The organism is Streptomyces sp. NPDC052043, from assembly GCF_044548235.1.
GTDB lineage: Bacteria > Actinomycetota > Actinomycetes > Streptomycetales > Streptomycetaceae > Streptomyces.
Genome location: NZ_JBIUBT010000001.1, coordinates 850,884 through 875,970 on the forward strand (window position 1 = coordinate 850,884; position 25,087 = coordinate 875,970).

General features: G+C 70.9%; 20 protein-coding genes. 12 read left to right on the plus strand and 8 right to left on the minus strand.

Annotated features, from left to right (window positions below):
* The first annotated feature begins 567 nt into the window (after window positions 1-567).
* The 7 genes from gap (at window position 568) to pgi (ending at window position 7,848) form a co-directional block, all read left to right on the plus strand.
* Window positions 568-1,575 carry a type I glyceraldehyde-3-phosphate dehydrogenase gene (gap, locus tag ACIHCX_RS04045; protein ID WP_100569507.1) on the plus strand — a complete coding sequence of 336 codons (1,008 nt, stop codon included), beginning with the start codon at window positions 568-570 and terminating at the stop codon, window positions 1,573-1,575.
* Window positions 1,576-1,740: 165 nt separating this feature from the next.
* Window positions 1,741-2,952: a phosphoglycerate kinase gene (locus tag ACIHCX_RS04050; RefSeq protein ID WP_400026311.1), complete on the plus strand. Its 1,212-nt coding sequence runs from the start codon at window positions 1,741-1,743 to the stop codon at window positions 2,950-2,952.
* Between the two features lie 6 nt (window positions 2,953-2,958).
* A complete protein-coding gene (gene tpiA, locus ACIHCX_RS04055) occupies window positions 2,959-3,735 on the plus strand; it encodes a triose-phosphate isomerase (protein WP_400026313.1) in 777 nt (258 codons plus the stop codon).
* Window positions 3,736-3,895: 160 nt separating this feature from the next.
* Window positions 3,896-4,132, plus strand: a complete 237-nt coding sequence (gene secG, locus ACIHCX_RS04060) for a preprotein translocase subunit SecG (RefSeq protein ID WP_100569504.1) — start codon at window positions 3,896-3,898, stop codon at window positions 4,130-4,132.
* A gap of 215 nt (window positions 4,133-4,347) precedes the next feature.
* Window positions 4,348-4,683, plus strand: coding sequence for an RNA polymerase-binding protein RbpA (locus tag ACIHCX_RS04065; RefSeq protein WP_073952427.1), 336 nt, complete (start codon window positions 4,348-4,350; stop codon window positions 4,681-4,683).
* A gap of 138 nt (window positions 4,684-4,821) precedes the next feature.
* A complete protein-coding gene (locus tag ACIHCX_RS04070; RefSeq protein WP_400026315.1) occupies window positions 4,822-6,129 on the plus strand; it encodes an MFS transporter in 1,308 nt (435 codons plus the stop codon).
* A gap of 66 nt (window positions 6,130-6,195) precedes the next feature.
* Window positions 6,196-7,848 carry a glucose-6-phosphate isomerase gene (pgi, locus tag ACIHCX_RS04075; RefSeq protein WP_400026316.1) on the plus strand — a complete coding sequence of 551 codons (1,653 nt, stop codon included), beginning with the start codon at window positions 6,196-6,198 and terminating at the stop codon, window positions 7,846-7,848.
* 39 nt (window positions 7,849-7,887) lie between these two features.
* Here pgi and ACIHCX_RS04080 read toward each other — a convergent pair whose 3' ends face one another.
* The 3 genes from ACIHCX_RS04080 to ACIHCX_RS04090 all read right to left on the minus strand — a co-directional run bounded on the left by ACIHCX_RS04080 (window position 7,888) and on the right by ACIHCX_RS04090 (window position 11,499).
* The gene (locus ACIHCX_RS04080; protein ID WP_400026318.1) at window positions 7,888-10,170 is read right to left on the minus strand and encodes an FtsX-like permease family protein; all 2,283 of its coding nucleotides are present in this window, start codon (window positions 10,168-10,170) and stop codon (window positions 7,888-7,890) included.
* A 61-nt stretch (window positions 10,171-10,231) separates the two neighbouring features.
* Window positions 10,232-10,987, minus strand: a complete 756-nt coding sequence (locus tag ACIHCX_RS04085; RefSeq protein ID WP_400026319.1) for an ABC transporter ATP-binding protein — start codon at window positions 10,985-10,987, stop codon at window positions 10,232-10,234.
* Window positions 10,984-11,499 carry a PadR family transcriptional regulator gene (locus tag ACIHCX_RS04090; RefSeq protein WP_400026320.1) on the minus strand — a complete coding sequence of 172 codons (516 nt, stop codon included), beginning with the start codon at window positions 11,497-11,499 and terminating at the stop codon, window positions 10,984-10,986. Before ACIHCX_RS04090 ends, ACIHCX_RS04085 begins: the two co-directional genes overlap by 4 nt.
* A gap of 160 nt (window positions 11,500-11,659) precedes the next feature.
* Between ACIHCX_RS04090 and ACIHCX_RS04095 the strand changes: the two genes are divergently transcribed.
* From ACIHCX_RS04095 to ACIHCX_RS04115, 5 genes are all read left to right on the plus strand, one after another.
* Window positions 11,660-12,931 (plus strand): ABC transporter substrate-binding protein, encoded by a 1,272-nt coding sequence (locus ACIHCX_RS04095; protein WP_400026322.1) that lies wholly within the window; start codon window positions 11,660-11,662, stop codon window positions 12,929-12,931.
* A gap of 234 nt (window positions 12,932-13,165) precedes the next feature.
* On the plus strand, window positions 13,166-14,797 hold the full coding sequence (locus tag ACIHCX_RS04100; protein WP_400026323.1) for a glycoside hydrolase family 13 protein: 1,632 nt from the start codon (window positions 13,166-13,168) through the stop codon (window positions 14,795-14,797).
* 38 nt (window positions 14,798-14,835) lie between these two features.
* Window positions 14,836-16,176, plus strand: coding sequence for an ABC transporter substrate-binding protein (locus ACIHCX_RS04105; protein WP_400026325.1), 1,341 nt, complete (start codon window positions 14,836-14,838; stop codon window positions 16,174-16,176).
* A gap of 6 nt (window positions 16,177-16,182) precedes the next feature.
* Window positions 16,183-17,553 carry an ABC transporter permease subunit gene (locus ACIHCX_RS04110; protein WP_400026326.1) on the plus strand — a complete coding sequence of 457 codons (1,371 nt, stop codon included), beginning with the start codon at window positions 16,183-16,185 and terminating at the stop codon, window positions 17,551-17,553.
* Window positions 17,550-18,389 carry a carbohydrate ABC transporter permease gene (locus tag ACIHCX_RS04115; protein WP_400026328.1) on the plus strand — a complete coding sequence of 280 codons (840 nt, stop codon included), beginning with the start codon at window positions 17,550-17,552 and terminating at the stop codon, window positions 18,387-18,389. Before ACIHCX_RS04110 ends, ACIHCX_RS04115 begins: the two co-directional genes overlap by 4 nt.
* A gap of 72 nt (window positions 18,390-18,461) precedes the next feature.
* On the opposite strand, the gene pgl is transcribed toward ACIHCX_RS04115, so the two are convergent.
* From pgl to tkt, 5 genes are read right to left on the minus strand one after another with little or no spacing between them, the layout of a single operon-like run.
* Window positions 18,462-19,202, minus strand: a complete 741-nt coding sequence (pgl, locus tag ACIHCX_RS04120; RefSeq protein ID WP_400026607.1) for a 6-phosphogluconolactonase — start codon at window positions 19,200-19,202, stop codon at window positions 18,462-18,464.
* A gap of 38 nt (window positions 19,203-19,240) precedes the next feature.
* The gene (gene opcA / locus ACIHCX_RS04125) at window positions 19,241-20,245 is read right to left on the minus strand and encodes a glucose-6-phosphate dehydrogenase assembly protein OpcA (RefSeq protein ID WP_400026329.1); all 1,005 of its coding nucleotides are present in this window, start codon (window positions 20,243-20,245) and stop codon (window positions 19,241-19,243) included.
* Window positions 20,242-21,780, minus strand: coding sequence for a glucose-6-phosphate dehydrogenase (gene zwf / locus ACIHCX_RS04130; RefSeq protein WP_400026331.1), 1,539 nt, complete (start codon window positions 21,778-21,780; stop codon window positions 20,242-20,244). Before zwf ends, opcA begins: the two co-directional genes overlap by 4 nt.
* Before the next feature lie 5 nt (window positions 21,781-21,785).
* Window positions 21,786-22,904 (minus strand): transaldolase, encoded by a 1,119-nt coding sequence (gene tal / locus ACIHCX_RS04135; protein ID WP_400026333.1) that lies wholly within the window; start codon window positions 22,902-22,904, stop codon window positions 21,786-21,788.
* A gap of 34 nt (window positions 22,905-22,938) precedes the next feature.
* Entirely contained in the window at window positions 22,939-25,026 is a 2,088-nt protein-coding gene (gene tkt, locus ACIHCX_RS04140; RefSeq protein WP_400026335.1) for a transketolase, read from the minus strand.
* Window positions 25,027-25,087 lie beyond the last annotated feature (61 nt).

Below are 25,087 nucleotides of genomic sequence, written 5' to 3' on the forward strand. Positions count from 1 at the left end.
CACGCCCACATCGACCGCCGCCCCCAGCGACCGCCGCCCCACATCGACTGTCGCCTCATCCCGACCGGCCACCACCGGCCAACCGGCACTGAACGGTTGATCGGTGGTGGCCGGTCGGTCGTTCGGGCAACTACCGACAGTGACCGACCTGGGTCGGCGGGCGCGGGCCGGCGACGGTGCTCGACCGCCGTCCCAGGTCACCGCGAGGCGGGGTGGACGGGGTGGGGGCGAAGGGTGGGGCAGCCCGCCCCGGGGGTGGTCTCCGTGAGGCAATTGCCGGGTTTGCCGGAAGTCCGGATTGGTCGGAGTCGCGGCATTTCACAAGTGAGCTGGGGGGCTCACGAACGAGTGACCAACGTGGTCAATTGGTATGGGCAATCCATAGCGAAATCGGGTGATCCAGGCAGCTCGCGCGACGGGTTCGGGCCTTTGTCGAAGCCGTGCTGTCCGGGTCGCGTCCGGATGTCACTTCGGAGGCCTTGGAGGGGTAGGGTCGTGGGTGGTCGGGGACATCCCAAACACAGCTCGCCGGCATCGAAACCGGCGTACCAACGAGGAGATCGGTTCGTGACGATCCGCGTAGGCATCAACGGCTTTGGCCGCATCGGTCGTAACTACTTCCGCGCGCTGCTGGAGCAGGGTGCAGACATCGAGATCGTGGCTGTCAATGACCTGGGTGACACCGCGACCACCGCTCACCTGCTGAAGTACGACACCATCCTGGGCCGCCTCAAGCAGGAGGTCTCCCACACCGCCGACACCATCACCGTCGACGGCCACACCATCAAGGTGCTGTCCGAGCGCAACCCCGCCGACATCCCCTGGGGTGAACTCGGCGTCGACATCGTCATCGAGTCCACCGGCATCTTCACCAAGAAGGAAGACGCCGAGAAGCACATCGCCGGCGGCGCCAAGAAGGTCATCATCTCCGCCCCCGCGAAGAACGAAGACGTCACCATCGTGATGGGCGTCAACCAGGACCAGTACGACCCGGCCAACCACCACGTCATCTCCAACGCCTCCTGCACCACCAACTGCGTGGCGCCGATGGCGAAGGTCCTCGACGAGAACTTCGGCATCGTCAAGGGCCTGATGACCACGGTGCACGCGTACACGAACGACCAGCGCATCCTGGACTTCCCGCACAAGGACCTGCGCCGCGCCCGTGCCGCCGCCGAGAACATCATCCCGACCACCACCGGCGCCGCCAAGGCCACCGCCCTGGTGCTGCCGCAGCTCAAGGGCAAGCTGGACGGCATCGCCATGCGCGTCCCGGTTCCCACCGGCTCGGTCACCGACCTCGTCATCGAGCTGTCCCGCGAGGTCACCAAGGAAGAGGTCAACGCCGCCTTCCAGAAGGCCGCCGAGGGCGAGCTGAAGGGCCTGCTGGACTACACCGAGGACCCGATCGTCTCCTCGGACATCGTCAACGCCCCGGCGTCCTGCACGTTCGACTCCTCCCTGACCATGGTTCAGGACGGCAAGAACGTAAAGGTCATCGGCTGGTACGACAACGAGTGGGGCTACTCCAACCGCCTCGTCGACCTCACGGTCTTCGTCGGCAACCAGCTCTGACCGGCAGGGCAGGCATCTCCATGTGAGAGCAGGGCTCGGACGGCGCGCCAACGCGTCGTACGGGCCCTGACGCACGTACAGCGGGCCGAACGACCACAACCCGCCCACGTGCGGATCGATCAGCCCTCGTACGATCAAGAGCCCCTTCCCCAGGAGTCCCACCCCATGAAGACGATCGACGAACTTCTCTCCGAAGGCGTGGACGGCAAGCGGGTCTTCGTCCGCGCGGACCTCAACGTGCCGCTGGCCGACGGTGTCATCACCGACGACGGCCGCATCCGCGCCGTCCTGCCCACCGTCAAGGCCCTCGCCGAGGCCGGTGCCAAGGTGATCGTGGCCTCCCACCTGGGCCGCCCCAAGGGTGCCCCGGACCCGGCCTTCTCGCTGCTGCCCGCCGCCGAGCGGCTCGGCGAACTCCTGGGTACCCCCGTGGCGTTCGCCCAGGACACCGTCGGCCCGGCCGCCCACGACGCCGTGGACGGCCTCCAGCCCGGCCAGGTCGCGGTCATCGAGAACCTGCGGTTCAACCCCGGCGAGACGTCCAAGGACGACACCGAGCGCGGCGAGTTCGCCGACCGGCTCGCCGCCCTCGCGGACGTCTACGTCGGTGACGGCTTCGGCGCCGTGCACCGCAAGCACGCCTCCGTCTACGACCTGCCGGCCCGCCTCCCGCACTACGCGGGCCACCTCATCGCCACCGAGGTCGGCGTCCTGAGGAAGCTCACCGAGGACGTCCGGCGGCCCTACGTCGTCGCGCTCGGCGGCGCCAAGGTCTCCGACAAGCTCGCCGTCATCGACGAGCTGCTCGGCAAGGCCGACCGGCTGCTCATCGGCGGCGGCATGGCGTACACCTTCCTCAAGGCCCAGGGCCACGAGATCGGCACGTCCCTCGTCCAGGAGGACCAGATCCCGGCCGTCAAGGAGTACCTCGAGCGCGCCGCCAAGACCGGCGTCGAACTGCTCCTGCCGGTGGACACCCTGGTCGCGCCCACCTTCCCGGACATGAAGACCAAGGCTCCGGCCCACCCCGCCTCCGTCGCCGCGGACGCCATGCCCGCCGGCCAGATGGGCCTGGACATCGGCCCGGAGACCCGCAAGCTGTACGCCGCGAAGCTCGCCGACGCCGCCACCGTCTTCTGGAACGGCCCGATGGGCGTCTTCGAGCACCCCGACTTCGCCGAGGGCACCAAGGCGGTCGCCCAGGCCCTGGTCGACTCGGACGGCTTCACCGTCGTGGGCGGCGGCGACTCCGCCGCGGCCGTCCGTACGCTGGGCTTCGACGAGTCGGCATTCGGCCACATCTCGACCGGTGGCGGCGCCTCCCTCGAATACCTCGAGGGCAAGACGCTCCCCGGCCTCGCCGCACTGGAGGACTGAAACCGTATGAGCACCCGCACGCCGCTGATGGCGGGCAACTGGAAGATGAACCTCAACCACCTCGAGGCCATCGCGCACGTCCAGAAGCTCGCCTTCGCCCTGGCCGACAAGGACTACGAGGCCGTCGAGGTCGCCGTCCTGCCGCCCTTCACCGACCTGCGCTCCGTGCAGACGCTGGTCGACGGCGACAAGCTCAAGATCAAGTACGGCGCCCAGGACGTCTCGGCGCACGACTCGGGCGCCTACACCGGCGAGATCTCCGGCCCCATGCTGGCCAAGCTGAAGTGCACCTACGTGGCGATCGGCCACTCCGAGCGCCGGCAGTACCACAACGAGACCGACGAGCTGGTGAACGCCAAGGTCAAGGCCGCCTACAAGCACGGCCTGACCCCGATCCTGTGCGTCGGCGAGGAGCTGGACGTCCGCGACGCGGGCAACCACGTCACGCACACGCTCGCCCAGGTCGAGGGGGGCCTGAAGGACATCCCCGCCGAGCAGGCCGAGTCGATCGTGATCGCCTACGAGCCCGTCTGGGCCATCGGCACCGGCAAGGTCTGCGGCGCCGCGGAGGCCCAGGAGGTCTGCGGCGCCATTCGCGGCAAGCTCGCCGAGCTGTACTCGAAGGAGGTCGCCGACCAGGTGCGCATCCAGTACGGCGGCTCGGTGAAGTCGGGCAACGTCGCCGAGATCATGGCGCAGGAGGACATCGACGGCGCCCTGGTCGGCGGTGCCTCGCTGGACTCGGACGAGTTCGTCAAGATCGTGCGCTTCGCCGAGCAGTGAGCCGGGCCCGCCGCGGGTACCGGGCCGCGGGCCCGCCGCGGGCGGCGGGCCGGGCCGTGAGTATGCGCGGGCGGCGATCCGTCGTACCCTTGCGGGGGCATGGTAGGCATGACCTGCCAGACTCCGTCGTCCATCCGAATCCGAGGAAGTTGGTCCAGCCGTGGTTTTGGGGTTCTCGATCGCCCTGATCGTCTTCAGCCTGCTGCTGATGCTGCTGGTGCTGATGCACAAGGGGAAGGGTGGCGGCCTCTCCGACATGTTCGGTGGCGGTATGCAGTCGTCCGTCGGTGGCTCCTCGGTCGCCGAGCGCAACCTCGACCGCATCACCGTGGTGATCGGCCTGCTGTGGCTCGCCTGCATCATCGTGCTCGGCATACTGATGAAGACGAGCAGCTGACGAGCGGCGGCCCGTCGGTCGGGACCGCATATTCCGTACGTAAAGCCCCATGGTCGGTGCGCGCTCCTGAGCGCGGCCTATCATGGGGCTTGCGTCTGTGTGGGAGCGGTAACTCCTATCACTGGACGCGCGTTGGGCCTTACGTAGACTGAGGCGCTCGCAGCGGAGCGGAGGCCGACTCGCTTCGCGGCACCATCACGCAGGGAGTTACGACCGTGGCAAGTGGCAACGCGATCCGAGGAAGCCGGGTCGGGGCGGGGCCGATGGGCGAGGCCGAGCGTGGCGAGTCCGCGCCGCGTCTGCGCATCTCCTTCTGGTGCTCCAACGGACACGAGACTCAGCCGAGCTTCGCCAGCGACGCGCAGGTCCCCGACACCTGGGACTGCCCGCGCTGCGGTTTCCCGGCCGGTCAGGACCAGGACAACCCGCCGGCCCCGCCGCGCACCGAGCCCTACAAGACGCACTTGGCCTATGTGCGGGAGCGGCGCAGCGACGCGGACGGTGAGGCGATCCTGGCCGAGGCGCTCGCCAAACTGCGGGGCGAGATCTAGGACTTGAGGTCCGGTCGGCCGCCTTCAGGCGCGGGGCCGGGCCTGTTGCGTATCCGGGCGGACCGGCCGCCGCGGACCGATTGTCAGTGGTGCCCTCTACGGTTTGTGCATCGGCGCATCGTGAGCAGAGGGGAAGCCATGACGGGGGCAGAGGCCGGGCGTGAGGCCTTGGACACGGGTGCACCGCGTGAGGCCGTCGACGCGGGTGCGCCGGCGTGGCGCGGTGGATTCGGGCGGCTGTGGAGCGCCGCCGTGCTGTCCAGCTTCGGCGACGCGCTGCGTACGGCCGCGCTGCCGCTGCTCGCCCTGTCCCTGACCGATGACCCGCTGCTCATCGCCTCCGTCACGGCCTGCGGCTATCTGCCCTGGATCGTCTTCGGACTGCTCGGCGGCGCCGTCGCGGACCGCGTGGACCAGCGGCGCGCGATGTGGACGGCGGACACGGTACGGGGCCTGCTGGTCGGCGGCTTCGCCCTGGCGGTGGCCCTCGGGCACGCCTCGATCGGCCTGCTGATCGCCCTTGCCTTCGCGCTGACCACGCTCCAGACGCTCTTCGACAACGCGGCCACGGCGCTGCTGCCCGCCCTGGTGGAGCCCCGGGCGCTCGGCAGTGCCAACGCCCGTCTGATGACCGGGCAGCGTCTCGCGGGCGGGCTGCTGGGCGGCCCGGTCGTGCCCCTGCTGATCGCCGCGGGGGCCGCCGCCCCCTTCGCGGCCGACGCGGTCACCTTCCTGGTCGCCGCCGCGCTCGTGGCCTCCCTGCGGGTTCCCGCGCCCGAGCGGAAGCCGAGACCCGCGGGCAGCACGCTGCGGCGGGAGATCGCCGAAGGACTGCGCGCCCTCGGGCGGGACCGGGCCCTGCGCGGGCTGTGCGCCGCCACCGCACTGTGCAACGTCGGGATGGGCGCGCTCATCGCCACCCTGGTGATCGTGGTGACCGGCTGGCTGGGCGCGGGCACCAAGGGGTACGCGGCGGTGCTGACGGCGTACACGCTCGGCAGCCTGGGCGGGGGAGCGGCCAACCGCTGGATCGTGGACCGGCTCGGGCGGATGCGGGCCGTACTGCTGGCCGGCGGGGTGCAGATCGCCGCGCTGGTGGCCGTGGGGCTGGTGCGCAGCCTGGCCGTCGCGGTGGCCGCGCTGGCGGTCTTCGGGCTGATGGGCATGGTGTGGAACGTCAACACGACGACGCTGATGCAGCAGCGCAGCCCCGCCGGGATGCTGGGCCGGGTCAGCGCGGCCTTCCGCACCCTCGCGGTGGCCGGGGCGCCGCTCGGGGCGGTGCTCGGCGGGGCCGTCGCCGCGGTGTGGGGGCCGAACTGGCCGGCGCTGCTCACGGCCGGGTTCTTCGTCCTCTCCGTGGCCGCGCTGATACCCGCGCGTCGCGCCGACGTACTCGTTGTTGCGCCGGAGGACGGCGTGACGACGACTCATGCCACCCGCTGATCAACTAGGTTGGTGCGGCAGCGGGGCAGGGACGCAGGACAGCTAGGAAAGAAGGCTGAGGTCCGAATGAACGCAGACGCCCGTACCAGGCTCGACCAGAGGCCGGAGTGGACCGCTCTGGCCAGGCACCGTGAGGAGTTCGCCGACACCGGTCTGCGAGATCTGTTCGCGGCTCACCCGGAGCGCGGCGAGGCGTACGCCCTCCAGGTCGGTGATCTGTACGTCGACTACTCCAAGCACCTCGTCACCGACGAGACCCTGCGGCTGTTGCGGGAGCTGGCCGCCGCGACGGACGTGTTCGGGCTGCGGGACGCGATGTTCCGCGGTGCGAAGATCAACGTCACCGAGGACCGGGCGGTGTTGCACACGGCACTGCGCGCGCCGCGGGACGCGGTGGTCGAGGTCGACGGGGAGAACGTCGTGCCCGGGGTGCACGCCGTCCTCGACAAGATGAGCGGCTTCGCCGACCGGGTGCGGTCGGGGGAGTGGACGGGGCACACCGGCAAGCGGATCCGCACCGTGGTCAACGTCGGCATCGGCGGCTCCGACCTGGGCCCCGCGATGGCGTACGAGGCGCTGCGGGCCTACACCGACCGCGGTATCACGGTGCGGTTCGTGTCGAACGTCGACGGCGCGGACCTGCACGAGGCCGTGCGGGACCTGGACGCGGCGGAGACGCTGTTCGTCATCGCGTCCAAGACGTTCACCACGATCGAGACGATCACCAATGCCACCTCGGCGCGCAACTGGCTGCTGGGCGAGCTGAAGGCCGGCCCCGAGGCGGTCGCCCGGCACTTCGTGGCGCTGTCCACGAACACGGAGAAGGTGTCCGGGTTCGGCATCGACGTCGAGAACATGTTTGAGTTCTGGGACTGGGTCGGAGGGCGGTACTCGTACGACTCCGCGATCGGCCTGTCCCTGATGATCGCGATCGGGCCGGACCGGTTCCGGGAGATGCTGGACGGCTTCCGTCTCGTCGACGAGCACTTCAGGACCGCCCCGGCCGAGTCCAACGTGCCGCTGCTGCTGGGCCTGTTGGGGATCTGGTACGGCAACTTCCACGACGCGCAGTCGCATGCCGTGCTGCCGTACTCGCACTACCTGTCGAAGTTCACCGCGTATCTCCAGCAACTGGACATGGAGTCCAACGGGAAGTCGGTGCAGCGGGACGGGGAGCCGGTGGGCTGGCAGACCGGGCCGGTGGTGTGGGGGACGCCGGGCACGAACGGGCAGCACGCGTACTACCAGTTGATCCACCAGGGCACGAAGCTGATCCCGGCGGACTTCATCGGCTTCGCGGAGCCGGTGGCCGAGCTGAGCGGCGAACTGCGGGCGCAGCACGATCTGCTGATGGCCAACTTCTTCGCGCAGACCCAGGCGCTGGCCTTCGGCAAGACGCCGGAGGAGGTGCGGGCGGAGGGGGTGCCGCAGGAGCTGGTGCCGCACAAGACCTTCCGGGGGAACCACCCCACGACCACGATCCTCGCGCGCGAGTTGACTCCGTCGGTGCTGGGGCAGTTGATCGCGCTGTACGAACACAAGGTGTTCGTCCAGGGTGCCGTCTGGAACATCGACTCCTTCGACCAGTGGGGGGTCGAGCTGGGCAAGGTCCTGGCGAAGCGGGTGGAGCCGGCTCTGACGGAGGGCGCGCGGGTGGAGGGTCTTGACCCGTCCACGACGACCCTGGTCGCCAAGTACCGCGCCCTTCGCTCCCGCTGAGCACCGCGTCCCTCGCTCCCGCCGGTCCCTCCTGAGGGTTCAGGCCACCGCCGTCAGGGTGTCTGCCAGGCGGCGGTGGGAGGCCCTGGTGGCGGGGAGGGCGGAGAGGGCCGCGGCACCCAGGGCCGCCGAGGCGACGAAGAGGAGCAGCAGCAGCGGGGAGGGGGTCCTGGCGATGCCGGCGCCGACGCCGCTGGAGCGGCCCTGGGTGTTGATCAGCCAGGTGGAGAGGGGGAGGGCCAGGGCGGTGGCGGCGGCCGCGGCGGCCAGGGCGGTGCAGCTGGTCGAGGTCACCGTGATCGCGGTGATCTGGCGGGGGGACAGACCGATGGCCTTCAGCGCCAGCAGGTCCCGTTCGCCCTCGCGGATCGTGCCGCCGATCGCGGAGAGGAGCTCGATCAGGCCGATCAGGGCCAGGACGCAGATCAGGCCCGCGATGACCGCGCGCATCGACGACAGGCCGTCGGCCGGGTTGGTCACCGGGTGGACGTCCAGGTGGCCGTGGGCCGTGGCGGACAGGACCGTGGCGACCTGGCGCGGATCGGCGCCCGGACCGAGGCGGAGCTGGTAGAAGGTGGGGCTGAGGTTCGGGTCGTTCTCGTGCAGAGTGTCCAGGGACGTGGAGATGACCCGGCCGGCGTTCTCCGGCTCGATGCTGCGGCCGACGATGTGCAGGATCTGCGGCTGGTCGCCCACCGTCATGCGCACCCAGTCGCCGACCCGGACGTCGAGCAGGTCCAGCAGGCCCTGCCCGGCCACCGCCTCGTCGGGGCCGTCGGCACGGCGGCCCTCGGCCAGGGCGAACGGGTAGGGGGCCGCGCGGGTGCCGAGGCCCCGCAGGGCGATCGTGGCCGTCTGCCCGGGGACCAGGGCGGCCACCTCCACACCGGGGTAGACGGCGGCGACCCCGGGTTCCCGCACCAGCAGTTCCCGCGCCCCGGGATCGTTCAGGGTGCTGTCGGGGCGGACGGTGAGCGCGGCCGGCAGCCCCAGCTCCTCCGGCCTGTTGTGGAAGCGGTCGATCGTGGTCCAGGCGCTCATCGCCACCACGATCAGCAGCAGCGGCAGCGCCAGCCGTCCCACGGTGGCGAACGTGCGGGGGCGGCGGGTGAAGGCCCGGTGCCAGCCCAGGACCAGCGCGGGCGGCAGGCGCAGACCCAGCGCCCGGCGGGCGACCGCGGTCAGGCCGCCGCCCGGCACCGCCGCGGGGCGCGGCACCGGGACCGGTGGCACCCGGCCCGCCCGCCACGCCGCGAGCCCGGTCACCGCGCCGATGAACAGCACCGCGCCCACCGGAACGGCGAACACGGCCACCGTGTGACCCGGCAGGCCCTGCCACACCCCGACCGCGTCGCCCAGCCGGCCCGGGATCCACGCGCCCAGCCCCGCGGTCAGCACCACGGCCGCCACGGCGCCCAGCACGGCGTACGCCACATGCTGGAGCAGGAAGATCCGGACCACCTGGGCGGGCGTGAAACCGATCGCCTTCAGCACCGAGATGTCCCGCAGATGCCCCCGGATACGGGTGCCGATCGCGCCGTGCACCGCCAGCCCGGCCGCGACCAGCGCGCCCAGCCCGAACAGGCCCAGCACCTGCCCGAGCAGCCGGTTGTCGCCCTGCGCCTCGGCCCGCGCCTGCTGCCAGGTGGACACCTCGCCGACCACCCCGGCGCCCAGCACGGTGACGGCGCGCTGCACGGCGTAGTCCGTGTCGTCGGGATCGGTCAGCCGCAGCCCGACCACCCGTCCGCCGGGCTCGCGCACGGCGGACGGATGCGCCCACACCAGCCCCGGCTGCTCGCCGGGGACGTAGCGGGGCTCGGCGCTGTCGGCGATGCCCACCACGCTCAGCGTGCGTCCGGTGCCGGGCAGGGCGAGGGTGTCCCCGGGCTCGGCGAGCAGCGCCGTGGCCAGGCGGCTCTCCAGGACCACGCCGTCCGGCTCCCCGGCGGTCGGCCAGTGTCCCGCGGTGAGCAGCGGGCGGCCCACGGTGGGCGCCGAGGGCGTACCGCGCAACTCCACGGTGGCGCGGGTGCCGCGGGCGACGACGGTGGTGGACTCGACGAGGTAGGCGTCGGTGACCGACTCCACGCCGTCCAGCCCGGCGAGCCGTCCCGTCTCGGCGGACCGTGCCGTGTGCAGCCACACATGGGCCCCGTGGGACTGGGTGAACACCCGCTGCCAGGGGTTGGTCGCGTAGCCGAACAGCGCGGTGGCCAGCAGCAGCGAGGCGACGATGCCGGCCGTGGCCAGCACGATGAACAGCGCCTCCCCCCGGTGGGCGCGCAGATCGGAGTGCGCCCAGCGCAACATGGCTCGCACCGGCCTCAGTCCCTCGGTCCGGAGCGCGGACCCGGGCACATCAGGTCGTCGTACACCGCATTCAGTCCCTCAGCTCCAGCACGCCGGAGATCCCGGTGCTCCGCGACGGCGTCGTCCCGTCCAGTTCCGCGTCGTCGGCGATCCGGCCGTCGAAGAAACTGATCACCCGGTCCGCGGCGCTCGCCAGCCGGGCGTCATGGGTGACCAGCACGATCGTCTGACCGCGCCCGTGGAAGCGGGACAGCAGGCGCATCACCTCGCGGGTCCCCTTGCTGTCGAGGCTGCCGGCGGGTTCGTCGGCGAGCAGCAGCGGAGGGTGGTTGACCAGCGCGCGGGCCAGCGCGACCCGCTGCTGCTCCCCGCCGGACAGCTCGCCCGGCATGCTGCGCTCCTTGCCCTCCAGGCCCAGCTCGGCCAGCAGCTCCTCCCGCTCGGCACGCGCCTGCCGCGGTGAGCGGCCGGCGAGCAGGGCGGGCAGTTCGACGTTGTCGGCGACGGACAGGTTGGAGACCAGGTTGAAGAACTGGAACACGATCCCGATGCCGTTGCGGCGCGCCTCGGCCCAGCGGGCCTCGCTGTAGGCGTCGGTGCGCCGGCCGTCCAGCCAGATGCTGCCCTCGTCCGGTCGTTGCAGCCCGCCGAGCAGGTGCAGCAGCGTCGACTTGCCCGCCCCGGACGGGCCGGTGACCGCCACGAACTCGCCGCGGGTCACCGACAGATCCACCCCGCGCACGGCCCGGGCGGGCGCTCCCTGGCCGTGGTGCGTCTTGACCAGGCCCTCGGCCCGCAGCAGCACGGGAGCTCGGACGTCGCTCACTCCAGCCCCTCCAGTTCCTCCTGGCACCGCTCCAGCCAGTCCAGGTCGGCCTGAAGGTGCAGCATGGCGCCCTCGATCAGCAGATGGGCGATTCGGTTGTCCCGGCTCTCGGCGGCGGCCAGCTTCGACAGGTTGCGCATGGTGTTGAGGTACTGGCGCCGCTGCTTGTTGATGAGGGCGACCTGGTCGGTGAGACCGGTCTGCGGCGCGAGGGCGAGCTTCATGAAGAACTCGTCCCGCACCCGCGGCTCGTCCTCGGGCTCCGCGAACCAGGCGCGCAGCGCCTCCCGCCCGGGGTCGGTGAGGTGGTAGATCTTCTTGTTGGGCCGGCTGGACTGCTCGACCTCCTCGCCCTCGATCAGTCCCGACTTCTCGAGGCGGCCGAGGGTCACGTAGATCTGGCCGACGTTCGGCTGAGGGTACGCGGAGCCCAGCAGTTGCTCAAGGTCCTGCTTCAGCTCGTAGCCGTGGGCGGGACCGCGCGCGAGAAGTGCCAGGAGGGGCAGGCGCACGCGTGCTTTCCTCCTAGGTCCTCGTCAGACGCGTCATGCGTGGTGTCTCGGGGTGGACGGCGTGAGATTGACGCCAGGCCCTAGTATCGCCCATACCTAACAGGTATACATGGCCTGAGCCGCGCGAAGATGCCCGGCGCCGGTGTGCAAGGAGGAACCTATGCGGTGGATCCACGCCGCTGGTAGGGGCCTCCTCGTTCTCGTCGTGATCATGACCGGTTACACGGCCTCGGGGGCCCGGGCGACCGAGGGGGGCGGTGGCCGCGGCCCGCTCACCCTGGCCACCGCGGGCGATCTGACCGGTTACCTCGGCCCGCTGCTGGAGGGCTGGAACCGCACCCACCCCGCCGAGAGGGTCACCCTCGTCGAGCTGCCCGACGCCGCCGACGAGACCCGGGCGCAGATGGCCACCGACCTGCGCGGCGGCAACCGCAGCCGGTTCGACGTGCTCAACATCGACGTCAACTGGACCTCGGAGTTCGCCGCCGCCGGCTGGATCCGCCCGCTGCCGCGCGAGCGCTTCCCGCTGGACACCTTCCTGCCCCCGGTCGTCGACACGGCCACCTACGACGGACGGCTGTACGCGGTCCCCTACGTCACGAACGCGGGGCTGCTGCTGTACCGCAAGGACATCCTGGACAAGGAGGGCGTCGCGCCGCCGCGTACCTGGGCCGAGCTGGAGCACGCCGCCAGGACGATCGCACCGAAGTACGGACTGGACGGCTACGCGGGCCAGTTCCTGCCGTACGAGGGGCTGACGGTCAACGCGGCGGAGGCCGTGTACTCGGCGGGCGGCACGATCCTCGGCGACGAGGGCGAGCGCGTCACCGTCGACTCGGGCGCGGCCCGCGAGGGCATCGGCTTCCTGGCGCGCGGCTTCCGCGAGGGCTGGATCCCCAAGGAGGCGCTGACGTACAAGGAGGAGGAGTCCAAGCAGGCCTTCCGGGACGGCCGGCTGCTCTTCCTGCGCAACTGGCCGTACGCGTACGTCGTCGCCTCCGGCGAGGGGTCCGAGGTCGCAGGGAAGGTCGGGGCCGTGCAGCTGCCCGGTCCCGACGGGCCGGGCACCAGTGTCCTCGGCGGTTCCAATCTGGCCGTCAACACACATGCGCGGCACCCCGATTCGGCCGCGCGCCTCATCGCGTACCTCACCAGCGAGCCCGTCCAGCGCCAGGTGCTCACCAAGGGCGCGCTGCCGCCCGTGCGCGCCGCGCTGTACGAAGACCCCGCGCTCGTGCGGCGGTTCCCGTACCTGCCGACCCTGCGTGCCTCCGTGCTGGCCGCCGCGCCGCGCCCCAAGAGCCCGCACTACGACCAGGTCAGCCTGGTGGTGCAGGCGGTCGTGCACGACACGCTGGCCGGGCGGCAGACGCCCGAGGCGGCCGTGCGGCGCCTCGCGCGCGAGCTCGACGCCATCGCCGACCGCTCCTAGGACATACGGCAAGGGCACACGGCGAGGGCGTGCGGTGGAAGCGCCGTCAGAAGCCCCGCCCCTAGTTACTTGTTAGGTAACGCCGCCATCACATCTGCGTCCGACTCGACTGGACAAGTCCGGACATGAGCGGTCAACTGCCCGAGAGCTTCTGTTTCGTTCATTGACACCTTCGTGACACCGCTACCTAACATGCATGCATAACTGCTGCCTTCACAGGAACAGGTCAATGGATTGAACAGGCATGGTTGGTGGCGCGACGCGGTGATCTACCAGGTGTACGTCCGCAGCTTCCTGGACAGCACCGGCGACGGCATCGGCGATCTCGCCGGGGTCCGGGCCGGGCTGCCCTATCTGAAGAAGCTCGGCGTCGACGGCATCTGGCTGAGTCCCTTCTTCCCGTCCCCGCAGCACGACCACGGCTACGACGTGGCCGACTACTGCGGCGTCGATCCGCTCTTCGGCGACCTCGCCGAGTTCGACCTGCTGATGGACACCGCCCGTCGGCTCGGGATCAGGGTGCTCCTCGACATCGTCCCCAACCACTGCTCCAGCGAGCACCCGTGGTTCCGCGAGGCGCTCGCCGCCGAACCCGGCAGCCCCGCGCGCGCCCGCTTCCACTTCACCGACGGCCGCGGCCCGGACGGCGCCGAGCCGCCCAACAACTGGCACGCCATGTTCGGCGGCCCCGCCTGGACCCGGGTCACCGAGTCGGACGGCCGCCCCGGCCAGTGGTACCTGCACATGTTCACGCCCGAGCAGCCCGACTGGAACTGGCGCAACCCGGAGATCCCCGCCGAGTTCGAGCGCGTCCTGCGCTTCTGGCTGGACCGGGGCGTGGACGGCTTCCGCATCGACGTCGCCGCCGGCCTGTTCAAGCACCCCGAACTGCCCGACTCCCCGGACCCGGAGGCCGACGCCCGCACCCGCGACTCGGTCAACCCGCTCGCCTGGAACCAGCCCGAGGTGCACGACGTGTGGCGGCACTGGCGTGCGGTGTGCGAGGAGTACACCGCGCGGGACGGCCGCGAACGCCTGCTGGTCGGCGAGGTGTCCGTGCCCAGCGCCCGCGAACACGCCCAGTACGTCCGCGCGGACGAGCTGCACCAGGCCTTCTTCTTCGACCTGCTCGGCGCCCCCTGGGACGCCGACGCCTTCCGCAAGGTCATCTCCGAGGCCATGGAGGACATCGCCGGCACCGGCTCCACGGTCACCTGGGTCCTCAACAACCACGACCAGGTCCGCACCGTCACCCGCTACGGCGAACCGGCCCTCGAGGGCAGCGGCCTGGGTGCCGCCCGCGCCCGCGCCGCCGCCCTGCTGATGCTGGCGCTGCCCGGAGCCGCGTACGTCTACCAGGGCGAGGAACTCGGCCTGCCCGAGGTCGTCGACCTGCCCGACGACGTGCTCACCGACCCGATCTTCCACCGCACCGGAAGCCGCACCCACGTCCGCGACGGCTGCCGGGTGCCGCTGCCCTGGTCGGGACAGGCCTCCCCGTTCGGCTTCACCTCCGGACCCGGGGGCGCCAAGCCCTGGCTGCCGCAGCCCGCGTACTTCGCCGAGTACGTCACCGAACGCGCCCTCGCCGACACCCGCTCCTTCTGGCACCTGTACCGCGACGGCCTGCAACTGCGCTCCGCCCTGCCCCAGCTGGGCGACGGCACACTGCGCTGGCTGGACACCGAGCCCGACGTGCTCGCCTTCGTCCGCGGCGACGGACTGGTCTGCGCCGTCAACTTCGGTACGTCGCCCACAGCCGCGCCGGTCTCCGGCACTCCGCTCCTGGCCAGCGGCGACTGCCCGCCCGGGGTGCTCGCCGGATCCTCCGCCGCCTGGTGGATCAACGACGGCACCGACCTCTGAACCTCGTCAATTCCCCACCCTTCGAAGGGACATCAACGATGATGCGACGACGTACCACCCTGCTCACCGGCTGCACCGCCCTCGTCCTCGCCCTCGGCGCCACCGCCTGCGGCAGCGACGACCCCGTCTCCGCGGGCGGCGGCGACAAGACGCTCAGCGGCCAGACGGTCACCGTGGCCGGCGTCTGGTCCGGCAGCGAGCAGAAGAACTTCCAGAAGGTGCTGGACGCGTTCTCCGCGAAGACCGGCGCCAAGACCCAGTTCATGTCGACCGGCGACAACGTCTCCACCGTCGTCGGCAGCAAGATCGAGGGCGGCAACGCCCCCGACGTCGTGATGGTCCCGCAGGTCGGCGTGCTCCAGCAGTTCGCCAAGAAGGGCTGGCTCGAGCCGCTGTCCGCCACCACCCAGAAGTCGGTGGACGCCAACTTCGCGCCCGTGTGGAAGCAGTACGGCAGCGTCGACGACAGCCTGTACGGCCTCTACTTCAAGGCCGCCCACAAGTCGACCGTCTGGTACAGCCCGGACGCGCTGAACCAGGCCGGGGTCGATGCGCCGAAGTCGTACGACGAGATGCTCAAGGCCGGGCACACTCTCTCCGACTCCGGGCTCGCCGCCTTCGCGGTCGCCGGACAGGACGGCTGGACCCTGACCGACTGGTTCGAGAACATCTACCTCTCCCAGGCCGGTGCCGACAAGTACGACGCCCTCGCCGCGCACGAGCTGAAGTGGACCGACGACAGCGTGGTCAAGGCGCTCACCACGCTCGGCAAGCTGTTCAAGGACAAGCAGCTGATCGCGGGCGGCCAGAAGGGCGCCCTCAACACCGACTTCCCGGGCTCGGTGGAGAAGGTCTTCGGACCCAAGCCCGAGGCCGGCATGGTCTACGAGGGCGACTTCGTCGCGGGCGTCGCCCACGACCAGTTCAACCGGACCATCGGCAAGGATGCGGACTTCTTCCCCTTCCCGCCGGTCGACGGCGGCAACGCTCCGGTCGTCAGCGGCGGTGACGCGGCCGTCGTCCTCAAGGACGGCAAGAACGCCAAGGCCGGCATGAAGCTCCTCGAGTACCTGGCCACTCCGGAGGCCGCGGCCGTGTGGGCCAAGGCCGGCGGCTTCCTGTCCCCGAACAAGAACCTCGACCTCGCCTCCTACGGCGACGACGTCACCCGTGCCACCGCCAAGTCCCTGATCGAGTCCGGTGACTCGGACGCGGTCCGGTTCGACATGTCCGACCAGGCCCCGGCGGCCTTCGGCGGCACCGCCGGCGTCGGCGAGTGGAAGCTGCTCCAGGACTTCCTGCGCGACCCGTCGGACCCGAAGGGCACCGCGGCGAAGCTGGAGGCCGCGGCGGCCAAGGCGTACAAGAACCAGGGCTGACCCACCATGACCGCCACCCTGCCCGCGAAGGAGAAGGGCGCGAGCCCCCCGTCGCCCGCCGCGCACGCCGAGCGTGCCCGGCGCGCGCGGCGGCGGGGGCGGGTCGTCGCGCTGCTGTTCGTCTTCCCCGCACTGCTGCTGCTCGGCGCGCTCGTCGCCTACCCGGTGCTGTTCTCCGTCGGCCGGAGCTTCTTCGACGCCTCCGGCACCCGCTTCGTCGGCGGGGACAACTACACCGAGATGTTCCGCGACCCGGCGACGCTGAAGGCCGTCCGGAACACCACGATCTGGGTCGTCGTCGCCCCGGCGCTGCTCACCGGGCTCGGACTGATCCTCGCCGTGCTGGTGGAGAAGGTCCGCTGGGCGACGGCGTTCAAGCTGCTGCTGTTCATGCCGATGGCCGTGTCCTTCCTGGCCGCCGGCATCATCTTCCGGCTCGCCTACGACGAGGACCCGGACAAGGGCGTCCTCAACGCCGCCGTGGTCTCCGTGCACGACGTCTTCAAGGGATCCCCGTCCTACCCGAGCGCCCGCGCCCGTGAGGGGTTCGGGCTGACCCAGGGCCGGGACGGCTCGTACCTCACCGACGCGAGCCTGTCCCCGGGCGCCACGGTGACCCTGCCGATGGTCGGCGTGCTGCCCAAGGACCTGCCCGGCGATGCCGCGCCCGCCCGCCCGGTGGAGGGTGAGAAGGCCGCCGCGGACGAACTGCGCGGTGTCGTCTACCTGGACTTCGCGCCCGGCGGAGGCGGCACCCAGGGCAAGGTCGACCACGGCGAGAGCGGTCTGCCCGGCATGGAGGTCGAGGCGGTGCGCGACGGCCGGACGGTCGCGAGCACCACCACGGGCTCCGACGGCACCTTCCGCTTCACGGGCCTGACGGCGGGCTCGTACGAGGTGAAGCTGCCCCAGGCCAACTTCGCGCAGCCCTACCAGGGCGTCTCCTGGCTCGGCCCGACCCTCGTCACTCCGATGATCATCGGCGCCTACCTGTGGATCTGGACCGGGTTCGCGATGGTGCTGATCGGCGCCGGACTGTCCGCGCTGCCGCGTGACGCGCTGGAGGCGGCGCGCATCGACGGGGCCAACGAGTGGCAGATCTTCCGCCGGATCACCGTGCCGCTGCTCGCCCCCGTCCTCACCGTCGTCTTCGTCACCCTCGTGATCAACGTGATGAAGGTCTTCGACCTCGTTTACATCATCGCGCCCGGCCCGGTGCAGCAGGACGCCACCGTGCTGGCGACCCAGATGTGGCTGGTGTCGTTCGGCGGTGGCAACAACCAGGGCCTGGGCAGCGCGCTCGGTGTGCTGCTGCTGCTCCTGGTGATCCCGGCGATGGTGTTCAACGTCCGCCGCTTCCGAAGGAGTCAGCGATGAACGCGGTCAGGCGGAGCCTGGGCAACGGGCTGGTCCAGGCCGTCCTCGTGGTGATCGGCCTGGTCTGGATGACCCCGCTCGCGGGACTGTTCCTGTCGTCGCTGCGTTCGGCTGCGGACACCGCGAAGGGCGGCTGGTGGACGGCGCTGGCCAGCCCCGGGCAGCTGTCCTTCGACAACTACTCGGCGCTGCTGAAGAACTCGGGCATCACCAGGGCCTTCTGGAACACGGTGCTGATCTCGGTGCCCACGACGTTCCTGGTCGTGGTGATCGCGGCGCTGGCCGGATACGCCTTCGCCTGGCTGGACTTCCCGGCCCGTGAGCCGCTGTTCCTGCTGGTGGTGGCCCTGCTGGTGGTGCCCGTGCAGATCGGTCTGCTGCCCGTCGCCAAACTCTTCGGACAGCTCGGCCTGTTCGGCACGATCCCCGGCGTGGTCCTCTTCCACGTCGCCTACGGACTGCCGTTCGCGGTGTTCCTGCTGCGGAACTACTTCGCCGAGATGCCCAAGGAGATGCTGGAGGCGGCCCGCATGGACGGGGGCAACGAGTGGCGGATCTTCACCCGGCTGGTGCTGCCGGTGGGGCGGCCCGCGATCGCGAGCCTCGCCATCTTCCAGTTCCTGTGGGTGTGGAACGACATGCTGGTCGCGCTGCTGTTCGCAGACACCTCGTCGCAGCCGCTGACGGTGGAACTCCAGTCGCAGATCCGGCAGTTCGGCAGCAACATCGATGTGCTGGCGCCGGGGGCGTTCCTGTCGCTGGTCGTGCCGGTGGTCGTGTTCTTCGCCTTCCAGCGGCACTTTGTGCAGGGGGTGATGGCGGGGTCGGTGAAGTGACGGCCACCCCTGGTACGGCCTGAAAAGCACAGTGCGGCGGCGGTGAGAACACCGCCGCCGCACCTGTGTCGTTTACGCCGACGCCGGCGGATACAGCGACCGCGGCAGCTGGGAGGCCGCCGCCGTGTCAAGGAGCCACAGGGTGCGGGCGCGGCCCCGGGCGCCCGCTGCCGGGGCCTGGATCTCGCCCGCACCCGACAGGGCCATCGCCACCGCGTTGGCCTTGTCCTCGCCGGCCGCCAGCAGCCACACCTCACGGGCCGAGCGGATGGCGGGCAGGGTGAGGGAGACGCGGGTGGGCGGCGGCTTGGGGGAGCCGTGCACGCCGATCACCGTACGCTCCGTCTCGCGCGCTCCCGGGTGCTCCGGGAAGAGGGAGGCGACATGGGTGTCCGGGCCGACACCCAGCATCAGGACGTCGAACGCCGGGACCGCGCCGTGGTTCTCGGGGCCGGCCGCGCGGGCCAGCTCCTCGGCGTAGGCCTCCGCCGCCGCCTCGACGTCCGTGCCGTAGGGACCGTCCGACGCGGGCATGGCGTGCACGCGCCCGGGGTCCAGCGGCACCGAGTCCAGCAGGGCCTCGCGGGCCTGCGTGACATTGCGTTCCGGGTCGCCCTCCGGCAGGAACCGCTCGTCGCCCCACCACAGGTCGAGGCGGCCCCAGTCGATCGCGTCGCGGGCGGGCGCGGCCGCCAGCGCGGCCAGCACCCCGTTGCCGTTGCGACCGCCGGTGAGGACCACGGACGCCGAACCCGTCGAGGCCTGCGCGTCCACGATCCGGGTGATCAGCCGGGCCGCGGCGGCCTGCGCCATCAGCTCCTTGTCGTGGTGGACGACCAGCTGCGGAGTGCTCACTTGGCGGCTTCCTCCTGCGGCACGGGCACCGCGACCGGCTCCTTCGCGGACGCCGTGGAGCCCGCGGACTCCCCGGCGCCCTCCAGCCGGTCCACGCCGAACCGCAGCGCGGACGCGTAGGTGTCGTCCGGGTCCAGCCGCCGCAGCTCCTCCGCGATCAGCTCGGCCGTCTCCCGCCGCTTCAGCGCCACGGCCCGCTCCGGCTGCCCCTGGATGGACAGGGTCGCCAGCCTGCCGTCGGCGCGGTCCAGAGCGATCGGGCCGCAACTGGTGTCCATGCGGACCGCGGTCAGACCGGGACCCGCGGACTGCGCGCGCCGGACCGGCACGTCCAGCCGGTCCGCGAGCCACATCGCCAGCAGCTCGCAGCTCGGGTTGAACTCCTCGCCCTCCACCTCCACGGCCCTGACCTCGCAGGTGACCTGGTCCAGGGCCGCCGCCAGCATGGAGCGCCAGGGCGTGATCCGGGTCCAGGACAGGTCCGTGTCGCCGGGCGTGTACGCGTCGGCTCGCGCCGACAGCTCCCGCACCGGCTGCTCGGAGGCGTAGGTGTCGGTGACCCGGCGCTGCGCCAGCGCTCCCAGCGGGTCCTTGGCCGGGTCGAGCGGCGCGTTCACCGGCCACCAGACGACGACCGGCGCGTCGGGGAGCAGCAGCGGCAGCACCACCGACTGGGCGTGGTCGGCCACCTCGCCGTGCAGCCGCAGCACCACCGTCTCGCCGCTGCCCGCGTCCGCGCCCACCCGCACCTCGGCGTCCAGCCGAGAGGACGTGCGGTCGCGGATCGTGCGCGAGACCCGCCGGATGACCACCAGCTTGCGCGAGGGGTGCTCGCGCGAGGCGTCGCCGGCGGCCTTCAGGGCGTCGTAGGCGTTCTCCTCGTCGGTGACGACGACCAGCGTGAGCACCATGCCGACCGCCGGGGTGCCGATCGCCCGGCGACCCTGCACCAGCGCCTTGTTGATCTTGCTGGCCGTGGTGTCGGTCAGGTCTATCTTCATGGCCGGCGCCAGCTCCGTCCGTCTCGTGCGAGCATCTCGTCCGCCTCGGTGGGCCCCCAGGTCCCGGAGGGATACTGCGCGGGCCTGCCGTGCTTGTCCCAGTACGTCTCGATCGGGTCGAGGATCCGCCAGGACAGCTCGACCTCCTCGGTGCGCGGGAAGAGGTTGGAGTCGCCGAGCAGCACGTCCAGGATCAGGCGCTCGTACGCCTCCGGGCTGGACTCCGTGAAGGACTCGCCGTAGGCGAAGTCCATCGACACGTCCCGGATCTCCATCGACGTGCCGGGCACCTTGGAGCCGAAGCGGACCGTGACGCCCTCGTCCGGCTGGACGCGGATGACGATGGCGTTCTGCCCGAGCTCCTCGGTGGCCGAGGTGTCGAAGGGGGAGTGCGGCGCCCGCTGGAAGACCACCGCGATCTCGGTGACCCGGCGGCCCAGGCGCTTGCCGGTGCGCAGATAGAAGGGGACGCCCGCCCAGCGGCGGTTGTCGATCTCCAGCTTGACGGCCGCGTACGTGTCGGTCTTCGACTTCTTGTCGATGCCCTCTTCCTCGAGGTAGCCGATGACCTTCTCGCCGCCCTGCCAGCCCGCCGCGTACTGCCCGCGCACGGTCGACTTGCCCAGGTCCTTGGGCAGCTTCACCGCGCCGAGCACCTTGGTCTTCTCCGCGGCCAGCGCGTCCGCGCCGAAGGAGGCGGGCTCCTCCATCGCGGTCAGCGCCAGCAGCTGCAGCAGGTGGTTCTGGATGACGTCACGGGCGGCGCCGATGCCGTCGTAGTAGCCGGCCCGGCCGCCGATGCCGATGTCCTCGGCCATGGTGATCTGCACATGGTCCACGAAGGACCGGTTCCAGATCGGCTCGAACATGGTGTTGGCGAAGCGCAGGGCCAGGATGTTCTGGACGGTTTCCTTGCCCAGGTAGTGGTCGATGCGGAAGACCTGGTCCGGGGCGAAGACCTCGTGCACGACCTTGTTGAGCTCCTCGGCCGACCTCAGGTCGTGGCCGAAGGGCTTCTCGATGACCGCGCGCCGCCACGAGCCCTGGCTCTGGTCGGCCAGCTGGTGCTTCTTCAACTGCTGGATGACCACCGGGAACGACTTCGGCGGCACCGACAGGTAGAAGGCGAAGTTGCCGCCCGTGCCCTGTGCCTTGTCCAGCTCCTCGATCGTGCCGCGCAGCCGCTCGAACGCCTCGTCGTCGTCGAACGTGCCCTGCACGAAGCGCATGCCCTGGATGAGCTGCTGCCAGACCTCCTCGCGGAACGGCGTGCGCGCGTGCTCCTTGACGGCGTCGTGCACGACCTGGGCGAAGTCCTCGTGCTCCCAGTCGCGGCGGGCGAATCCGACGAGCGAGAAGCCCGGCGGCAGCAGACCCCGGTTGGCGAGGTCGTACACCGCGGGCATGAGCTTCTTGCGCGACAGGTCGCCCGTGACACCGAAGATGACCAGGCCCGACGGCCCCGCGATACGCGGGAGCCGTCGGTCGGCGGGGTCACGGAGCGGGTTCGCTCCGGTGACGGAAAGGGGCGCCAAGGTTCTCAGCCCTCCGCGGGGGCGAGGCGCTCCAGCTCCGCCTCGGTGGACTTCAGCAGGTCGTTCCAGGACGACTCGAACTTCTCGACGCCCTCGTCCTCCAGGACCTGGACCACGTCGTCGTACGAGATCCCGATCTTCTCCAGCGCGTCGATGTCCGCACGGGCCTGCTCGTAGGTGCCGGTGACGGCGTCGCCGCGGATCGCGCCGTGGTCGTCGGTGGCCTCCAGCGTGGCCTCGGGCATGGTGTTCACCGTGTTCGGCGCCACCAGCTCCTCGACGTACATGGTGTCCTTGTACGCCTTGTCCTTCACTCCGGTGGACGCCCACAGCGGACGCTGCCTGTTGGCGCTGTGCCGCTCCAGCGCGCTCCACCGGTCGGAGGAGAAGACCTCCTCGTACGCCTCGTAGGCCAGACGCGCGTTGGCCACGCCCGCCTTGCCGCGCAGCGCCTTGGCCTCGTCGGTGCCCAGCTCATCGATCCGCCGGTCGATCTCGGTGTCCACGCGGGACACGAAGAAGGACGCCACCGAATGGATCTTCGACAGGTCCAGGCCGCGCTCCGCGGCCTTCTCCAGGCCGCTCAGGTACGCGTCCATCACCGCGCGGTAGCGCTCCAGCGAGAAGATCAGGGTGACGTTGACGCTGATGCCGTTGCCGATGGTCTCGGTGATCGCCGGCAGGCCCGCCTTCGTGGCCGGGATCTTGATGAGCGTGTTGGGCCGGTCGACCAGCCAGGCCAGCTGGCGGGCCTCGGCGACCGTCGCCCTGGTGTTGTGGGCCAGGCGCGGGTCCACCTCGATGGACACCCGGCCGTCCTTGCCACCGGTGGCGTCGAAGACCGGACGCATGATGTCGGCGGCGTCCCGGACGTCCGCCGTGGTGATCATGCGGATGGCCTCTTCCACCGTGACCCGGCGGGCGGTCAGGTCGGCGACCTGCTGTGCGTAGCCGTCCCCCTGCGAGATGGCCTTCTGGAAGATCGTCGGGTTGGTGGTGACGCCCACGACGTGCTGCTGGTCGATCAGCTCGGCGAGGTTGCCGGACGTGATCCGCTTGCGCGACAGGTCGTCCAGCCAGATCGCGACGCCTTCGTCGGAAAGGCGCTTGAGTGCGTCTGTCATGGAAATTGCATCTCCTACGGGTCGTGTATGAGCGTCAGCGCTGGGCGGCGGCGATGGATTCCCGGGCCTTGGCCGCCACGTTCTCGGCGGTGAAACCGAACTCGCGGAAGAGCACCTTGGCGTCGGCCGAAGCACCGAAGTGCTCGAGGGAAACGATGCGGCCGGCGTCTCCCACGTACTTGTGCCAGGTCAGACCCACGCCTGCCTCGACCGCCACACGGGCCCGCACGGCCGGCGGCAGCACGCTGTCCCGGTACCCCTGGTCCTGCTCCTCGAACCACTCCACGGACGGCATGGACACCACCCGGGTGGGAATGCCCTCGGCCTGGAGCTGCTCGCGGGCCTCCACGGCCACGTGCACCTCGGAACCGGTGGCGATCAGGACGACCTGGGGCTCGCCACCCTCGGCCTCGAACAGGACGTAACCGCCGCGCGCGGCGTCGTCGTCGGGCTCGTACGTCGGCACGCCCTGGCGGGTCAGCGCCAGACCGTGCGGCGCGCCCTTGCCGAACTCCTTGGTCCAGCGACGCAGGATCTCGCGCCAGGCGATCGCGGTCTCGTTGGCGTCGGCCGGGCGGACGATGTTCAGGCCCGGGATGGCGCGCAGCGAGGCGAGGTGCTCGACCGGCTGGTGGGTGGGGCCGTCCTCGCCCAGGCCGATGGAGTCGTGCGTCCAGACGTACGTCACCGGCAGGTGCATCAGGGACGACAGGCGCACCGCGTTGCGCATGTAGTCGGAGAAGACCAGGAAGGTGCCGCCGTAGACGCGGGTGTTGCCGTGCAGCGTGATGCCGTTCATCGCCGCGGCCATCGCGTGTTCGCGGATGCCGAAGTGGAGGGTGCGCCCGTACGGGTTCGCCTCCGGCAGCGGGTTGCCCTCGGGCAGGAACGACGAGGTCTTGTCGATGGTGGTGTTGTTCGAACCGGCCAGGTCCGCCGAGCCGCCCCACAGCTCCGGGATCACGTCGCCGAGCGCCTGGAGCACCTTGCCGGACGCGGCGCGGGTGGCCAGGCCCTTGCCCGCCTCGAACACCGGGATCTTCTCGTCCCAGCCGGCGGGCAGCTCGCCCGCGGCGATCCGGTCGAACTCGGCGGCCCGCCCGGGGTTGGCCTCGCGCCAGACCTGGAGCGACTTCTCCCACTCGGCCCTGGCCCGGCGGCCCCGCTCGACGGCGGCGCGGGTGTGCTCCAGCACCTCGTCGGAGACCTCGAAGTGCTGCTCGGGGTCGAAGCCGAGGACGCGCTTGGTGGCCGCGACCTCCTCCTCGCCCAGCGCCGAGCCGTGCGCGGCCTCGGTGTTCTGCGCGTGCGGGGCCGGCCAGGCGATGATCGAGCGCATCGCGATGAAGGACGGCCGGTCGGTGACGGCCTTGGCCGCCTCGACGGCCGCGTGGATCGCCTGCGGGTCGAGGTCGCCGTCCTCCTTGGCCTCCACGCGCTGCACGTGCCAGCCGTAGGCCTCGTACCGCTTGACGGTGTCCTCGGACACGGCGGTCTCGGTGTCGCCCTCGATCGAGATGTGGTTGTCGTCCCACAGCAGGATCAGGTTGCCGAGCTTCTGGTGGCCGGCCAGCGAGGACGCCTCGGCGGAGATGCCCTCCTGGAGGCAGCCGTCACCGGCGATGCAGAAGACGAAGTGGTCGAACGGGGACTCGCCCGCGGGGGCCTCCGGGTCGAACAGGCCGCGCTCGTAGCGGGCGGCCATCGCCATGCCCACCGCGTTGGCGACACCCTGGCCGAGCGGGCCGGTCGTGGTCTCCACGCCCGCCGTGTGCCCGTACTCCGGGTGGCCGGGCGTCTTCGAGCCCCAGGTGCGGAAGGCCTTCAGGTCGTCCAGCTCCAGCCCGAAACCGGCCAGGTACAGCTGGGTGTAGAGGGTCAGGGAGGAGTGGCCGGCGGACAGCACGAAACGGTCGCGCCCCACCCACTGCGGATCGGCCGGGTCGTGCCGCATCACCTTCTGGAAGAGGGTGTAGGCGGCGGGAGCCAGACTCATCGCCGTGCCGGGATGGCCGTTGCCGACCTTCTGTACGGCATCGGCGGCCAGGACGCGCGCGGTGTCCACGGCACGCTGGTCCCACTCGGTCCACTCGAGGTCTGTGGTGGTCGGCTTGGTGCTCACCCTGGGTCAGGGCTCCTCTCCACATGTCGGATGCCGGCGTGCGGGGGGACCGCGCACCGGT